This window comes from Paenibacillus sp. FSL R10-2199 (assembly GCF_038000235.1).
GTDB lineage: Bacteria > Bacillota > Bacilli > Paenibacillales > Paenibacillaceae > Paenibacillus_AQ > Paenibacillus_AQ phytohabitans.
On the sequence record NZ_JBBOBO010000001.1, the window covers coordinates 2,936,663 to 2,952,106 of the forward strand.

At 53.2% G+C, this 15,444-nt stretch carries 13 protein-coding genes; 11 read left to right on the top strand and 2 right to left on the bottom strand.

What is annotated here, in order from left to right:
- The first annotated feature begins 969 nt into the window (after window positions 1-969).
- Window positions 970-4,062 (top strand): isoleucine--tRNA ligase, encoded by a 3,093-nt coding sequence (gene ileS, locus NYE33_RS12760; RefSeq protein ID WP_042139374.1) that lies wholly within the window; start codon window positions 970-972, stop codon window positions 4,060-4,062.
- A gap of 393 nt (window positions 4,063-4,455) precedes the next feature.
- Window positions 4,456-4,758, top strand: a complete 303-nt coding sequence (locus NYE33_RS12765) for a DUF5665 domain-containing protein (protein WP_144026082.1) — start codon at window positions 4,456-4,458, stop codon at window positions 4,756-4,758.
- Between the two features lie 33 nt (window positions 4,759-4,791).
- On the opposite strand, the gene NYE33_RS12770 is transcribed toward NYE33_RS12765, so the two are convergent.
- Complete coding sequence (locus tag NYE33_RS12770) at window positions 4,792-5,520, bottom strand: TraR/DksA C4-type zinc finger protein (RefSeq protein WP_042238479.1); 729 nt, start codon at window positions 5,518-5,520, stop codon at window positions 4,792-4,794.
- Window positions 5,521-5,776: 256 nt separating this feature from the next.
- On the opposite strand from NYE33_RS12770, the gene lspA reads away from it, so the two are divergent.
- The 3 genes from lspA (at window position 5,777) to NYE33_RS12785 (ending at window position 8,602) form a co-directional block, all read left to right on the top strand.
- Window positions 5,777-6,280 carry a signal peptidase II gene (gene lspA, locus NYE33_RS12775; protein WP_076244020.1) on the top strand — a complete coding sequence of 168 codons (504 nt, stop codon included), beginning with the start codon at window positions 5,777-5,779 and terminating at the stop codon, window positions 6,278-6,280.
- Entirely contained in the window at window positions 6,277-7,248 is a 972-nt protein-coding gene (locus NYE33_RS12780; protein ID WP_336103784.1) for an RluA family pseudouridine synthase, read from the top strand. The genes lspA and NYE33_RS12780 overlap by 4 nt, the downstream gene beginning before the upstream one ends.
- A gap of 100 nt (window positions 7,249-7,348) precedes the next feature.
- Entirely contained in the window at window positions 7,349-8,602 is a 1,254-nt protein-coding gene (locus NYE33_RS12785; protein ID WP_039304354.1) for an LL-diaminopimelate aminotransferase, read from the top strand.
- A 403-nt stretch (window positions 8,603-9,005) separates the two neighbouring features.
- Here the strand turns inward: NYE33_RS12785 and NYE33_RS12790 are convergent, their stop codons facing one another.
- The gene (locus NYE33_RS12790) at window positions 9,006-9,569 is read right to left on the bottom strand and encodes a GNAT family N-acetyltransferase (RefSeq protein ID WP_052422048.1); all 564 of its coding nucleotides are present in this window, start codon (window positions 9,567-9,569) and stop codon (window positions 9,006-9,008) included.
- Window positions 9,570-9,843: 274 nt separating this feature from the next.
- Here NYE33_RS12790 and NYE33_RS12795 point away from each other — a divergent pair, with 274 nt between their 5' ends.
- The 6 genes from NYE33_RS12795 to carA all read left to right on the top strand — a co-directional run bounded on the left by NYE33_RS12795 (window position 9,844) and on the right by carA (window position 15,444).
- Window positions 9,844-10,245, top strand: coding sequence for an inositol monophosphatase family protein (locus NYE33_RS12795; RefSeq protein WP_341065970.1), 402 nt, complete (start codon window positions 9,844-9,846; stop codon window positions 10,243-10,245).
- Window positions 10,246-10,292: 47 nt separating this feature from the next.
- Window positions 10,293-10,664 carry an inositol monophosphatase family protein gene (locus NYE33_RS36460; RefSeq protein WP_445669809.1) on the top strand — a complete coding sequence of 124 codons (372 nt, stop codon included), beginning with the start codon at window positions 10,293-10,295 and terminating at the stop codon, window positions 10,662-10,664.
- Between the two features lie 636 nt (window positions 10,665-11,300).
- Window positions 11,301-11,882 (top strand): bifunctional pyr operon transcriptional regulator/uracil phosphoribosyltransferase PyrR, encoded by a 582-nt coding sequence (gene pyrR, locus NYE33_RS12800; RefSeq protein WP_039304472.1) that lies wholly within the window; start codon window positions 11,301-11,303, stop codon window positions 11,880-11,882.
- Between the two features lie 2 nt (window positions 11,883-11,884).
- Window positions 11,885-12,793 carry an aspartate carbamoyltransferase catalytic subunit gene (locus tag NYE33_RS12805; protein ID WP_039304360.1) on the top strand — a complete coding sequence of 303 codons (909 nt, stop codon included), beginning with the start codon at window positions 11,885-11,887 and terminating at the stop codon, window positions 12,791-12,793.
- 116 nt (window positions 12,794-12,909) lie between these two features.
- The gene (locus tag NYE33_RS12810) at window positions 12,910-14,190 is read left to right on the top strand and encodes a dihydroorotase (RefSeq protein ID WP_340948888.1); all 1,281 of its coding nucleotides are present in this window, start codon (window positions 12,910-12,912) and stop codon (window positions 14,188-14,190) included.
- 75 nt (window positions 14,191-14,265) lie between these two features.
- Entirely contained in the window at window positions 14,266-15,444 is a 1,179-nt protein-coding gene (gene carA / locus NYE33_RS12815; protein ID WP_042139367.1) for a glutamine-hydrolyzing carbamoyl-phosphate synthase small subunit, read from the top strand.

The window sequence follows — 15,444 nt, forward strand, 5'->3', positions numbered from 1 at the left end:
ACGGGACAAGTACGATAAGGTAACGTTCTCCAGAGAGTCGGTGTTTGCTGCGAGCCGATCGTTCACGCCTTGCCGGAAGATCCTCCCCTAGAAGCTAAGCTGAAGCGTATATGCATACGTGTGTAAGCTATGCCGTCTGCCGGACGTTATCCCGGACCCGTGTGGCATTTCTGCATGCGGAACTGAGATTGTACTGAATACACTCCCCTAAGGATGTGCATGAGGTGCAAATTAGGGTGGTATCGCGAGCGCTGTCTCGCCCCTTTGGGGGCTGGATGACGCTTTTTTTGTGTGGGTCCATCCCCCTAAATCCCCCTTTCCAAGGGGGACCCCAAGGGCTGGCCGCCCTCTGGACACCTGCAACAAGTGCTCCGAGTGGTGAGTGACGATGGCGGAAGGGGAAGGATTACTGCGGCGAATGGCGCGGCCCTTCTTAGGCTGCCCTGACGGGTACGCCTGCGGGGCCTTAACTGCGGAAGACTTAGGGCGAAGATCAAGAGCGAGGCCCCGGCCCAGCGCTGCCCTAACGGGTTCGCGGGCCGGGTGCCAGGGCAAGAGCGAGGCTCCGGCCCAGCGCTGCCCTTCGGGTTCGCGGGCCGGGTGCCCGGCAAGAGCGAGGCCCCGGCCCAGCGCTGCCCTTCGGGTTCGCGGGCCGGGTGCCCGGCAAGAGCGAGGCTCCGGCCCAGCGCTGCCCTTCGGGTTCGCGGACCGGGTGCCAGGGCAAGAGCAAGGCCCCGGCCCAGCGCTGCCCTAACGGGTTCGCGGGCCGGGTGCCTGAGGTAGAGCGTGCCGCTTGCGGCGTAAGCGGGCATTACAACAAAATTAACTTACCAAACACCTTTCCCCTGGAGATCGACAAACTTTCCGGGTGTCCAGAGGGCGGAGCCCTTGGGGCCCTCCCTTGGCGAAGGGAGGGTTTGGGAGGGATCGAAAAGGTTTAAAGACTAAACCACGGAAGGATTGACCATCATGCATAAAGTAGATGTAAAAGAAAAAGCACGGGCCAGAGATGTCCGTATCCTGAAAAAATGGAGCGACGAGAATACGTTCCGCAGATCCATGGAGAACCGCGAGGGACGCCCGAACTATGTGTTCTATGAAGGACCTCCGACGGCGAACGGCGTGCCGCATATCGGGCATGTGCTGGGCCGGGTCATCAAGGACTTCGTCGGCCGCTACCAGACGATGAAGGGCTTCCGCGTAATCCGCAAAGCGGGCTGGGATACCCACGGCCTGCCGGTTGAACTCGGCGTGCAGAAGAAGCTTGGCATCTCCGGCAAGCAGGACATCGAAGAATACGGTGTAGAGAAATTCATCAAGGAATGTAAGGAAAGTGTATTCGGCTATGAGAAGCAGTGGCGTGAGTTCACCGAAGCAATCGGCTACTGGACGGATCTGGATAACCCTTACGTTACGCTGGATAACACCTACATCGAGAGCGTGTGGAATATCCTCGCTACCGTGCATGACAAAGGCTTAATGTACCGCGGACACCGCGTCAGCCCGTACTGCCCGAGCTGTCAGACGACGCTGAGCTCCCATGAAGTGGCGCAGGGCTACAAGACAGTCAAGGACCTGAGTGCTACAGCTAAGTTCAAGCTGGACGGCAGCGGCGATTATGTGCTGGCCTGGACGACCACGCCTTGGACCCTTCCGGCGCATATGGCATTGGCAATGAACCCGAATATGGAATATGTGCGTGCCCAACAGGAAGACGGCGTATATGTACTGGCCAAGAATCTAGTGGATGAGGTGCTCAAAGGCGAGTATACGATCCTGTCCACCCATACCGGTGCGGACTTTATCGGCCAGAGCTACACTCCGCCGTTCGATTATATCAAGGCAGAGAAGCATAATGTGATCGTAGGCGCATCGTTTGTTACGGATTCCAGCGGTACCGGGATCGTGCATATGGCTCCGGCACATGGTGAAGATGACTACAAGAGCTGCCGCGAGAATGGCATCAGCTTCGTGAATGTGGTGGATACCTCCGGTAAATACACCAGTGTGGTGAGCGATTTTGCCGGACGGTTCGTCAAAGACGTCGACCTCGATATCGTGAAGGTATTGTCCGAACGGGGACTGCTCTACAGTAAAGAGAAGTACGAGCACAGCTATCCGTTCTGCTGGCGCTGCGATACTCCGCTGCTCTATTATGCAACAGACAGCTGGTTCATCCAGACAACAGCGATCAAGGATCAGCTGATCGCCAACAATAACAGTGTGAACTGGTATCCGGACCATGTGCGTGAAGGCCGCTTCGGCAAGTTCCTGGAGGAGCTGGTGGACTGGAATATCAGCCGTAACCGTTACTGGGGCACGCCGCTGAATGTCTGGGTCTGCCAGGACACCGGCAAGGAGTTCGCTCCGCATAGTATTGCTGAACTGAGATCGATGGCGATCGGCGAAGTAGCAGAGGATATCGAGCTGCATAAGCCGTATGTGGACAACATCAAGCTGCGGAGTCCGTTCAGTGAAGGCGGCGTAATGGTGCGCACACCGGAAGTCATCGACGTATGGTTCGACAGCGGCTCGATGCCGTTCGCCCAGAGTCACTATCCGTTTGAGAATGAGGACAGATTCGCAGACCAGTATCCGGCGGATATGATCTGCGAAGGGATCGACCAGACACGCGGCTGGTTCTACAGCCTGCTTGCCGTATCGACGCTGTTCACGGGCAAAGCGCCTTACAAGGCGGTAATCGCCCATGGTCATATTTTCGATGAGAACGGCCAGAAGATGTCCAAGTCCAAGGGCAATGTCATCGACCCTTGGGAGATCATGAACGAATACGGCACCGACGCGTTCCGCTGGGCCATTCTGTCTGACAGTGCGCCATGGAACAACAAACGGTTCTCGCGCGGTCTGGTGGGAGAGACGAAGTCCAAGGTTGTGGATACGCTGGTTAACACGCATGCGTTCCTGACGCTGTATGCCGGTATCGACGGCTACGATCCTGCGGATCACCCGTTCAAGCTGTCAGAGCATAAGCTCGACCGCTGGATTCTGTCCCGATTGAACAGTCTGATCCTGCTGGTGGATAAAGGTCTTGCCGTTAACGATTTCGTGAATACGTCCAAAGCAATTGAGAATTTCGTAGATGAGCTGAGCAACTGGTACATCCGCCGTTCCCGTGACCGGTTCTGGGGCAGCGGGCTGGGCGAAGAGAAGCTGGACGCATACCGCACACTTACGCATGTCCTGCTGACCACAGCTACGCTGATGGCACCGTTCACACCAATGCTGTCCGAGGATATCTTTACGAACCTGGGCGGCGGCGAAAGCGTGCATCTCGCGGATTACCCGGTAGCGGATGAGAATCTGATCGATCTTGCACTGGAAAAAGATATGGAGAGCGCCAGAGGGATCGTGGAACTGGCCCGTAACGTACGCAACGAGAGCGGCATCAAGACCCGCCAGCCATTGTCTGAGCTGATCGCATCGATTGATGATGACTTCAATGTGGCGGATTATGAAGAGCTGATCAAAGACGAAATCAACGTGAAGCATATTGTAATCGAGCACAGCGACAGCGGATTTGTGGACTTCACCCTGAAGTTGAACCTGAAGGTCGCAGGCAAGAAATACGGCAAGAACGTCGGCTTCCTGCAGGGCTACCTTAAGGCCATGGACAGTGACGCTACCCGCAAAACCGTACAGGACGGCGGACTCGCCATTGTATCGCCGGACGGGGAAGAGCTGCAGATCACATCCGAGGAGCTGCTGGTTGAGAAGCAGGCCAAACCAGGCTTTGCCTCGGCTTCCGGCTATGGATTGACGGTGGCGCTGAATACCGAAATCACACCGGAGCTGGTGCAGGAAGGCTGGGTACGCGAAGTCGTACGTGCGGTGCAGGATTACCGTAAACGCCTGGATCTGCCGATCGACAAACGGATTGCTCTTACGCTGCATGTCGATGACGAGCTTAAGGCGGCGGTTACCGCATTCGAGCATGTGCTGCGCGAGAATGTACTGGTGACTACGGTTGATTTTGACGGAGATTATACCTATGAAACTGTGGATGCCGGCGGCAAGAGCATCGGAATTCATATCGGCGCTTAAGTAACACACACCCTGCATCACTTGTCCCTATATGGCATATACTAGCCGCAAAGGAAAAGCTTCTATGGGTTAGAATGCAAAATGACGAGCCCCGTGCTTAAAGAGATAAGTCTCTTTAACCGGGCTCGTTTGCTTTGCGGGTCATAGAGATTCGAGGGAGGTGCCGGAGGCATGGGCGGATGGAAAGATGGAGATACGGAGGCCGGGAAGCCGGAGAGGCCGGAAGGGCCGGGCAGAATTTCAATTCAGACCTCGGGAGTAGACAGCAGCAGGGATACCGGTAAAGTACCGGAGGAGAAGCGGCAATTCCTGCATTCCGGGGAGCGTATACAGACACCATTTTCTTCTCAAAAGCCTGCAGCCGCGCTCGCAGCAGCCGGTGATCCGGCGGAGCTGCCGCAGGAGGAAAAGCTGAACGCGCTGTACCGGATGACCACCCAGCTGGCCCAGCAGATGGAGAAATCGCGGATTTCGGAATATACGGAGCTGCTGCATTCGCCGTTCCGGCTGATCTGGCTGAATATTTTATCCGGAGTAGCCCGGGGGCTGGGGATTGCGCTCGGGTTTACTTTTTTTGCGGCGACGATTATTTATGTGCTTCAGGTGCTCGGGGCATTGAATCTGCCGATTATCGGGGACTATATTGCGGACATCGTGCGGATCGTGCAGCATCAGCTGGAGCTGAAGACCTTCTGACCCGGGTCCAAATTAAAAAAGAGCAGCACGGGGCTACTCCCTTTCTTTTTTGAGCGGGTCCAGCAGATAGTCGCCTTCCCCGTCGTCCATGTAATGGCGGTAACTGTTGCCTTTGATGATGGTTAGATGATTTCCCGTAATGTCGGTAGCGACGAAATTCTCCCACGGCTCCACGAAGCCTTCGGTTTCGTCCGCTTCGATCTCCATATCATTGTAGGAGCTGATGTTATTGCCTTCGGCCATGGCAGGGGAATCGGAATTGCCCCAGCTCTCTACAATCTGCCAGGCATCCTCCCCGTCGAAGCCGTTCTGGTCCTCCCGCTCATCCAGGCTGGTCCGTCCAAAAGGCGGAGACAGCAGCTCCTCCTCCACCGGGCGGGTAAACGGAGCGCTCTGGCGGGGAGCATGCTCTTTGGTGTAACGGGTGGATGGAATCGCGGCCAGACGTTCATAAGGAATCGGTTCGCCGCTGGCTATGCAAATGCCATAGGTGCCTTCATCCATCGCCCGCAGCGCCGCTTCGATATCGTCCAGCTCATGCTCGTCCCGCTCCAGCAGGGAAATATCCATGGAACGGTTATACAGCTCGGTGGCGGCATCGCCGGGATGGTTGTCGATCTCGGACAGCTCTCCTGTAGTATCGCGCATAGCTTCCTGCAGTCCGTAATGCTCATTATTTTGCAGCCTGTGCTTGATGTCCTCCTGCTGCTGTAGCAGTAATGCGCGCAGCCCGGAGAGCTGGGTTGATGTCAGATGGCTCATTGCTGTGAGCTCCTTTCGGTGGCTTAATCCTCGCTGAAACGGTACCGTCTTTATAAAGAAGGGCAAAGCCGTTTCCGCTTGTATAGCTTGGCCGCAGGGGCCCTTTTTTAGCGATGGAAAATAGTGCCCGGACTTTGGCGGGTTTAGAGTGCCTTGCAATGGACGGTATCTTGAGGCCTGTGCTACAATATACAAGTCTTTATACAGTATTCGTACCGCGGACCGCGGGAAAAATAAGAACGGAGTGACAACTTCTGTGGTGTACTTTCTGATTGCGCTAATTGTATTTTTGATTGACCAGGGTACCAAATATCTGATTGCTACCCGGCTGGAGATTGCAGAGCAGATTCCGGTTATAAAGGATTTCTTCATTATCACGTCCCACCGCAATCGTGGAGCCGCTTTCGGAATTCTTGAAGGACAACAGTGGTTCTTCATTGTAATTACGGTTATAGTTGTTGCCGGTATCGTCTGGTATCTGAACAAGGCCCGGAAGACCCGCAAATTGCTGCCTACGGCATTGTCGCTGGTGCTTGGAGGAGCCGTCGGAAACTTCCTCGACCGGATTCTGAACGGTGAAGTTGTGGATTTCCTGATGTTCAATTTCGGCAGCTATACCTTCCCGATCTTCAACGTAGCCGATTCCTGCATCGTGGTCGGGGTAGCCCTGATTATTCTCGATACGCTGCTGGATGTGAAAGGCGAGCAGGAAGTCACCGAAGTTAAGGAATCACAGGAAGTCAGAGAAGGGAATGAATGATTTTGAATAAAGACGTCAATGAGCAGGCGGTTTCTGGCGCCCTCGAAGAAGAAAGAGACGTCACCGAATGGATGGTTGCCGCGGAGAATGCCCGGGAACGGATTGATAAGTACATTACGGAGTCTTGGGAAGAAGAGGTTTCCCGCTCGCAGGTTCAGCTGTGGATCAGCGGTGGTCATGTGACGGTGAACGGCGCTCCGGTCAAAGCTAACTACAAGCTGTATGAAGGCGACAAGGTGGCTGTTACGGTTCCGGAAGCCGAAGTTACGGATTTAATTGCGGAGAATATCCCGCTTGAGGTTGTATATGAAGACAGCGATGTTATCGTGGTGAATAAGCCGCGTGGTATGGTGGTGCATCCGGCAGTAGGACATCCCTCAGGCACCCTGGTCAATGCGCTGATGTATCATTGCAAGGACCTGTCAGGCATTAACGGCGAGATTCGTCCGGGCATTGTGCACCGCATCGACAAGGATACCTCCGGTCTGATTATGGCTGCCAAGAATGATGCCAGTCATGCTTCGCTGGCCGCGCAGCTGAAGGAGCACAGTGTAACCCGCCGCTACATCGCAGTAGTGCATGGCAATCTGTCTCATGATAAGGGCACAGTAGATGCGCCAATCGGCCGTGATCCGCATGACCGTAAGCTGTATATGGTCACCGAGAAGAACAGCAAACGTTCTGTGACGCATTTTACGGTGCTGGAGCGGTTCGGCGACTGTACACTGCTTGAACTGCAGCTGGAGACCGGACGGACGCATCAGATCCGTGTGCATATGAAGTTCATCGGTCATCCGCTGGTCGGCGATCCAATCTATGGACGCAGCAAAGGCACGACGATGACTGGACAGGCTCTGCATGCCGCTGTACTGGGATTTGTGCATCCTATCACAGGAGAGTATAAGGAGTTCAGCGCGCCGCTTCCGGCAGATATGGAAGAAGTGCTGTACACACTGCGCAGCAGATAAGTACAAATGAATAGATTATAAGTCCATGGCTTCTAAGACAGCTTTGCTTCATATTTAGATCATGGATTCACAACAAAAGCCAGGAGATGAGACGAAGATTATGAGTATTGAACACTATCAGGAAACATTCATTCAGACTAATTTTGCGGACCGCATCGGCGGCGCCGGATATGGCAAGGACACTTCCATCTACAAATTCGAGAAAATCAAACGCGCCAAAGCATCGGCGAAGCAGGATTTTCCTAACATTGAATTGATCGACATGGGCGTCGGCGAGCCGGACGAAATGGCGGATGAAGGCATTGTGGCCAGACTTGCCCTTGAAGCTGCCAAAGAAGAAAACCGCGGATATTCCGACAACGGGATTCCTGAATTCAAAGCGGCGGCTGCTGTTTATCTGAAGGAAGTATTCCAGGTAGACGGCATCGACCCGGTAAATGAAATCGTACATTCCATCGGTTCGAAGCCTGCACTGGCTATGCTGCCATCGGTCTTCATTAATCCGGGTGACATCACCATCATGACCGTTCCGGGTTATCCGGTGCTGGGCACTCACACCAAATATCTGGGTGGACAAGTCTACTCCGTTGAGCTTAAGAAGGAGAACAACTTCCTGCCTGACCTGAACTCTATTCCCGAAGACGTAGCCCACAAGGCGAAGCTGCTCTACCTGAACTATCCGAACAATCCTACAGGCGCAAGCGCAACTCCTGAATTTTTCAGCGAAGTAGTAGCCTGGGCGAAGAAATATGATGTAGTCGTTATCCATGACGCTCCTTATGCAGCGCTGACGTATGATGGCGTGAAGCCGCTGAGCTTCCTGTCCGTACCTGGTGCCAAGGATGTCGGCGTGGAGCTGCACTCCCTGTCCAAGTCCTACAACATGACTGGCTGGAGAATCGGTTTCGTTGCCGGCAACCCGCTGATCGTTAAGGCGTTCAGTGATGTGAAGGACAACAATGACTCCGGTCAATTCATCGCGATTCAAAAAGCTGCCGCATACGGTCTGTCTCATCCTGAGATTACCGAAGCGATTGCTGCCAAGTACTCCCGCCGCCACAACATGCTGGTGGATGCACTGAACAGCCTGGGCTTCAAGGCAGAGAAACCGAAGGGTTCCTTCTTCCTCTATGTAGCTGCTCCAAAAGGGGTTAAAGGCGGACGCCGCTTCGAATCCGGCGAGGACTTCTCACAGTTCCTGATCCGCGAGAAGCTGATCTCCACCGTGCCTTGGGATGATGCCGGCGCGTTCGTCCGTTTCTCCGTGACTTTCGTTGCCAAAGGCGAGGAAGATGAGAAGCGTGTAATTTCCGAAATTCAAAGACGCCTGAGCGACGTTGAATTCGAATTTTAAGTTTGGTTGATGGGCCGCTGCAGAGAAATCTGCAGCGGCTTTTTGTTATGGCAGCCGATCGCTCCCGAGCCTCACTATCCACTCCGTCTGGTCAAATGTTGTACAAACTGCAACTTTACTCAGACGAAACAGGCCCTGAAAGCGCAAATCCTGCACTTTTTACAACAATCCGCTTCAGAAAAGTAAATATTCATCCTAAATGCTGTAAAAAATACAACATTTAGTCCAATGATGTATTTGCGGAGCAAAAATCCTGTAAAATGTGCAACATTACTTGGACAGGCAGGCCGGTAACAGGGGGGACAGCATGCACGGGACGGTGTTGAGAATGAGGTGGCGTTAGCAGCCTCGAATATAAAGATAAGCCAGCCGGGAACTCCCGGCTGACCTAATGAACAATAGCCTAACCCTTCCGGTAGGCCTTGCTGTGAAAGGCATTAATATGATGGAACAATGCTTCGCCGTCATCCGGTACATGTCCGCTACCATCCAGCGGCAGCAGCATCGCCTGATACGGCTCCGGCACCCAGATATACTGGTGGACATAGGAGGTCAGGACGAATCCGTTCCGCTCCCAGAAACGAATGCGCTCCTTGTGTGTATCCGAGGTTCCGGATTCAGCTTCGATAATAATCCCTCGGATGCCGTGATCTCGCACTGCCCAGTCCCTGATCTGTCCGAGGAACCGGGTTCCCGTACCCGCCCCGCGCAGCTTCTTATCGACAGCCAAGTAATCTATGATCAGTACCTTATCTTCAGTCTTTTCCACGACCCCAGTAACGGCCATAGCGGCAACTTGCCCTTGCTGATCCAGTCCCGCATGTAGATAAGCAATTCGCCGCTCCAGCATACCGCGCAGAATCCCTTCCGGTTTGGCTCCGCTGGGAAAAGCCTCCCGGTACACCGGCTCCATCTGCTTCCAGAGCTGTTCATCCCATTTATCTACTGTAATAAACTCCAGGTCCATGATTTGTTCGCCTCCATTTTTAATCATAGCAGAGGCGGGGCGGGAACGAAAATAAGCCAGCGGGCAGGATAGTTCAATCATTTTACGAATTTTTTATAAGCTGGATAATTTTATAAATTACGCAATGATTATTTTTTGAAGGTATGATTAAATTGAAGCAAGCAAGATCATCAAAGTTGTCTCTCAAAATGTTGATGATTCCTTATTAAGCAGATACCATAATCATTACTGTTTTTAAGAAATTACTTAAAAGAAACGCACGATAAGGAGGAAAATGAACGAAATGAAGTTCGACCTTCGAGAATTAGCGTTGTTTGCAGAGCAGGCTGTAACAAAAGCGGGTGACAGAATTTCCGAATTGCGCAGCCGGGAAAAAATTGAAGTGAATTACAAGGATTATGGTGAACTTGTGACATCCGCTGATTTGTTATCGGAAAGAACCATTCAAGAAGCCATTATGGGTAAATTTCAAGGTCATCGAATTCTTTCGGAGGAAAATGGAGTACATAACTGGGATAATTTCAAGTTTGACGGTCCGGTTTGGGTAATTGATCCCTTAGATGGAACAGTTAATTTTGCCCGCAACCTGCCGCATTACGGCGTTTCATTGGCTTTTGCCCTCGATGGTGTAGTGCTTGCAGGAGCAGTATATGCGCCGTATTTGCACTGTACTTAGTTGGGATTAAAGGGGAAGGCTCCTATTGCAATGGTGAGCGTTTACGAATTCGTACATGTACTTCGCTGCAAGATGCTGTCATAGGCACAGGTTTTCCGCATGATCCAGCAAAAGTGGAACCAGCAATCGAAAGAGTGAACCGACTCAGAAGAAGCTGTCGTGACATTAGGCGTTTTGCCGCACCGACAGTAGACATTTGTTATGTGGCGTCCGGTAAATTAGATGCGCATACGGAAAGTCTTTCACCGTGGGACGTAGCCGCCGCAGGCTTGATTGCGCGGGAGGCGGGAGCATTAAGTTGCAATGTACATGTGGTGCCCGAACACATTCCTAATGAACTCTATGGTGAAGAGGCCGTATTCACGACACCCGGAATCTTTGATGATCTTTTGACATTATTGCGGAAGGAATCTGAATAAAAGGTTCATTCTCTTTTCAGCATTGTTGTATGTAAGAAAATGTTAGCTTAGAAAGACATGTTTAATGAAAAGGCCATGCTTTTCAGGATAGCTTTAGTTCCAAATATGCACTATCAGCGCAGTGCTATAGTGCACCTTGCCTGCCCCACCCCTCCCCGGGTGGTGGCAATCGGTAATGGTTTACCCCGTTTAGGTGGAAGCGGCGGAGGGGTTTTTGGAACTGTAGGAGCGTTAGCGTCCGCCTTTGTCTCCGGATTTAATCCGCTTAGCGGTTAATCAAATAAATCTGGAGACAACAGCGGCCGGAAGTCCAAAATCACCGCAGCCGCGCAATTCACCTAAACTCCCCCTCATAGAATTTTTCATTCCCATTTGACACCACCCCTTTCATCTGTCATAATTCCCTATAGTTGAATATGCGCCTTTAATTCAGTCCCGTGAGGCTGGCAAGGTAACGTGAATCGAGGTTCGCGAACATGGAAGCAGGAATCCGTATGAGTACGGAGAGCCTTTTTATGCGCGCGGACACGCCATCTTTTTGAATCTGCGGATTTCACTCCTTGCCTGTTTCGGGCAAGGAGTTTTTTGTTTATCCGGGAACTTGAACAGGCGATCAAGCAGGAGGATGGCACGATGATGGTTACTGAAAAAAATGTCATTATGGACGAAACGGCGATTCGCCGGGCACTGTCACGCATTGCACATGAGATTTTGGAGAAGAACAAGGGTATTGAGAATTGTCTGCTGGTCGGCATCCGTACAAGAGGGATTTATCTGGCCCAGCGGATTGCGGAGCGCATCAAGGAGATTGAAGGCGTGGATATACCTTACGGTGAGCTGGATATCACGCATTACCGCGATGACCGCGAAGGCGGCGGTGACAACAGGGAGTCGATGGACAAGGCTGTGGTCAACAGCAATCTGACCCTGCCCCCGGGCAGCAACGGCATCCAGGACAAGAAAGTGATTCTGTTCGACGATGTGCTGTACACCGGCAGAACCATCCGGGCGGCGATGGATGCGCTGATGGATTGCGGACGGCCGCGGATGATCCAGCTGGCGGTACTGGCTGACCGCGGACACCGGGAACTGCCCATCCGCCCCGACTATATCGGCAAGAACGTACCTACCTCCAGGCATGAGCAGATTGAAGTGTCACTGACCGAATACGACGGCAAGGACGAAGTGTACATTATTTCAAACCGGGAGGAACGATAACAATGATGACGGCAACCAAAGTGAAGGAACGCAGTCTGCTGGGGATTAAGGAGCTGGACGCTTCGGAAATCAGCCAGCTTTTGAACAGAACGGCTTACTGGGACAATCAGAGCGAGAAGCTCACGCCGGTACTGAGAGCGCATTTTGTTGCCAACATGTTTTTTGAGAATAGCACACGGACCCGCTTCTCCTTCGAAATGGCCGAGAAACGGCTGGGCGTTCAGGTCCTGAACTTCACGGCGGCAGCTTCCAGTGTAGAAAAAGGCGAGTCGATCTACGATACCGTACGCACCTTAGAATCGATGGGGATCGATGCCGGAGTTGTGCGTTTGAAGCCTGCAGGCGTGCTGCAGCAGTTGGCCGAGAAGGTAAGCATCCCGCTGATTAATGCCGGAGACGGCAACAATGAGCACCCTACACAGGCGCTGCTGGATCTGTACACGATGCGCAAGCATTTTGGAGAACTGAAGGGCCTGAAAGTGTCGATTATCGGAGATATTATGCATAGCCGGGTGGCACGCTCCAACCTGTGGGCACTGACGAAGATGGGTGCAAGCGTTCAGTTTTGCGCACCGGCGAATATGCAGGCTCCTGAGCTTGCCGCCTACGCCCCATACGTTTCAATGGAAGAAGCGCTGAAAGCGGATGTGGTTATGATGCTGAGAGTGCAGCTGGAACGGCATTCCTCCGGTATTATTTTATCGGCAGCAGAGTACCGGGAGCACTTCGGACTTACGGAAGAACGCGCTGCGAAGCTGGACAAGGGGACGATCATCATGCACCCGGCGCCGGTCAACCGCAATGTCGAGATCGATGACGCAGTGGTGGAGAGCAGCCAGTCACGGATTTTCCCGCAGATGGCGAATGGAGTCCCGGTAAGGATGGCAGTGATGGAGAGAGCACTTCAGTAGCAAGATTCCGCAAAAAAACCTCACATAACTTTACTAATAAATATACACAAAGATGAATTTTTATTATATAATAACTTAAGAGCTTACGGCTGCGGCCTGAGGCACAAAGGAGAATCATAACCGTGATCATTAAAAACGCCAGTGTACTGGGCCAAGAAGGCGTGCTGGAGCGCAAGCATATTGTAGTGTTGGACGGGGTAATCTCTAAGATTCTGGATGCCGCGGAAGCGGTTGAAGAAGCCGGGGAGATTATTGAAGCGGAAGGCAAGCTGCTGATTCCGGGACTGATCGATATGCACGTGCATTTACGTGAACCGGGGTTTGAGCATAAGGAAACGATTGAGACCGGCGCACGTTCGGCGGCCAAGGGCGGATTCACGACCATCGCCTGCATGCCGAATACACGCCCGGTAACAGACAGTGCAGAGATCGTTCAATTGGTAAAAGATAAGGCGCGTGAAGCCGGACTCGTGAAGGTGCTGCCTTATGCGGCCATTACGAAGAATGAGCTCGGACTTGAGCTGACTGATTTTGCGGCACTGAAAGCGGCTGGAGCGATCGGCTTCACCGACGACGGTGTAGGCGTACAGAGCGCACAAATGATGAAGGATGCCATGAAGCTGGCGGCAGGAATGGATATGCCGGTCATCGCGCACTGCGAGGACAACTCGCTGGTTGAGGGCTGCGCGGTAGCGGAAGGTACGTTTGCCGACAAGCATGGGCTTAAGGGAATTCCGAATGAGTCGGAAGCCATCCATGTAGGCCGCGACATACTGCTGTCTGAGGCTACTGGCGTTCACTACCATGTTTGCCACGTCAGCACCGAGCAATCGGTACGGCTGATCCGTCAGGCTAAGCAGATCGGCATCAAGGTGACTGCTGAGGTGTGCCCGCATCATCTGCTGCTCTCGGAGGAAGACATTCCGGGAATGGACGCGAACTGGAAAATGAACCCGCCGCTGCGCTCGCGCCGCGATGTGGAGGCCTGCATCGAAGGACTGCTGGACGGCACACTAGATATCATCGTTACCGATCACGCACCGCACAGTGCGGAAGAGAAAGCAAAAGGCATGCAGCTTGCACCGTTTGGCATTGTCGGTTTTGAGACAGCCTTCCCGCTGCTGTATACCGCTTTTGTGGCCACTGGCAAATGGGATCTGTCCCTGCTGGTCCAGCGGATGACCGCTGATCCGGCCCGGGTGTTCAGATTGAACACTGGCAGCCTTGCAGTAGGGGCGCCTGCCGATCTGACACTGATTGATTTGAATGAAGAGAAGGAAGTGGACCCGGCAACGTTTGCCAGCAAAGGGCGGAATACTCCTTTTGGCGGATGGAAGCTTAAGGGCTGGCCGGTGAAGACTTGGGTAGACGGCAGAGCCGTATGGAGTGAAGTATAACTGACGGTTATGGCAGCCAGGCTGCCGGCCGTGACATAAGCATCAGACTACAGAAACAAGAAGGAGTGGAAGGGAATGCAGGCGAGATTGCTGCTTCAGGACGGAACGCTGTTTACAGGCACCGCATTTGGCGCGGAAGGCGAAAAGACGGGCGAGGTTGTATTTAACACAGGAATTACGGGATATCAGGAGGTGCTGTCGGACCCTTCGTACTGCGGCCAGATCGTCACAATGACGTATCCGCTGATCGGAAATTACGGCATTACCCGTGATGATTTCGAATCTGTGCGCCCTTTTGTGCACGGCTTTGTGGTGCGTCGTCACGAGACTGTGCCCAGCAACTGGCGTGCTGAATACAGTGTAGACGATCTGCTGAAGGAATACGGCATTCCCGGAATCAGCGAGATTGATACCCGGATGCTGACCCGCATTATCCGCCATCACGGCACGATGAAGGCGATCCTCACCACTTCGAATAAACGTGTGGAAGAACTGATGGAAATGATGGGCGATACTACAATTGAAGAATTGCGCAATCAGGTAGCCCGTACCTCCACAACCAAGACATATAGCAGCCCGGGGAATAAGGAACGTATCGTGCTGGTAGATTACGGCGCGAAGACAGGCATTCTGCGCGAGCTGAACAGCCGCGGCTGTGATGTGGTTGTCGTGCCTCACGATGTGACTGCAGATGAGATCCGCCGCCTGAATCCGGACGGAATCCAGCTGTCGAACGGCCCTGGGGACCCTAAGGATGTGCCTTATGCGGTCAAGACCATTTCCGAGCTGCTCGGCGAATATCCGATCTTCGGCATCTGTCTGGGTCATCAGCTGTTCGCGCTGGCATGCGGCGCCGATACCGAGAAGCTCAAATTCGGCCATCGCGGTGGTAACCATCCGGTCAAAGAGCTGGAGAGCGGACGCTGCTTCATCACATCGCAGAACCATGGTTACACGGTTAATGAAGAATCCGTAGTGAACACGGATCTGGAAGTAACGCATATTAACAACAATGATAAGACCGTCGAAGGACTGAAGCATACCCGTTACCCCGCTTTTTCGGTGCAATACCATCCGGAAGCGGCGCCGGGACCGCATGACAGCAGCTACTTGTTCGACCGTTTCCTGCAGATGATCGCAGACCACAAGGCGAAACTGCCGGCAGGCTCGCGCCAGGCGCAGCTTGCGGCCAATGCCAGAATCACGGCACCGAAACCTGCAGCACAGCTTGAAGCCGTGAAAGGAGCACTATAA

What these genes read in the sequence shown, in the direction of transcription:
- ileS (WP_042139374.1), top strand. Translation starts at nt 970, where the DNA reads ATGCATAAAGTAGATGTAAAAGAAAAAGCACGGGCCAGAGATGTCCGT.
- NYE33_RS12770 (WP_042238479.1), bottom strand. Translation starts at nt 5,520, where the DNA reads ATGAGCCATCTGACATCAACCCAGCTCTCCGGGCTGCGCGCATTACTG.
- NYE33_RS12780 (WP_336103784.1), top strand. Translation starts at nt 6,277, where the DNA reads ATGATTTTGAATAAAGACGTCAATGAGCAGGCGGTTTCTGGCGCCCTC.
- NYE33_RS12785 (WP_039304354.1), top strand. Translation starts at nt 7,349, where the DNA reads ATGAGTATTGAACACTATCAGGAAACATTCATTCAGACTAATTTTGCG.
- NYE33_RS12790 (WP_052422048.1), bottom strand. Translation starts at nt 9,569, where the DNA reads ATGGACCTGGAGTTTATTACAGTAGATAAATGGGATGAACAGCTCTGG.
- NYE33_RS12795 (WP_341065970.1), top strand. Translation starts at nt 9,844, where the DNA reads ATGAACGAAATGAAGTTCGACCTTCGAGAATTAGCGTTGTTTGCAGAG.
- pyrR (WP_039304472.1), top strand. Translation starts at nt 11,301, where the DNA reads ATGGTTACTGAAAAAAATGTCATTATGGACGAAACGGCGATTCGCCGG.
- NYE33_RS12805 (WP_039304360.1), top strand. Translation starts at nt 11,885, where the DNA reads ATGATGACGGCAACCAAAGTGAAGGAACGCAGTCTGCTGGGGATTAAG.
- carA (WP_042139367.1), top strand. Translation starts at nt 14,266, where the DNA reads ATGCAGGCGAGATTGCTGCTTCAGGACGGAACGCTGTTTACAGGCACC.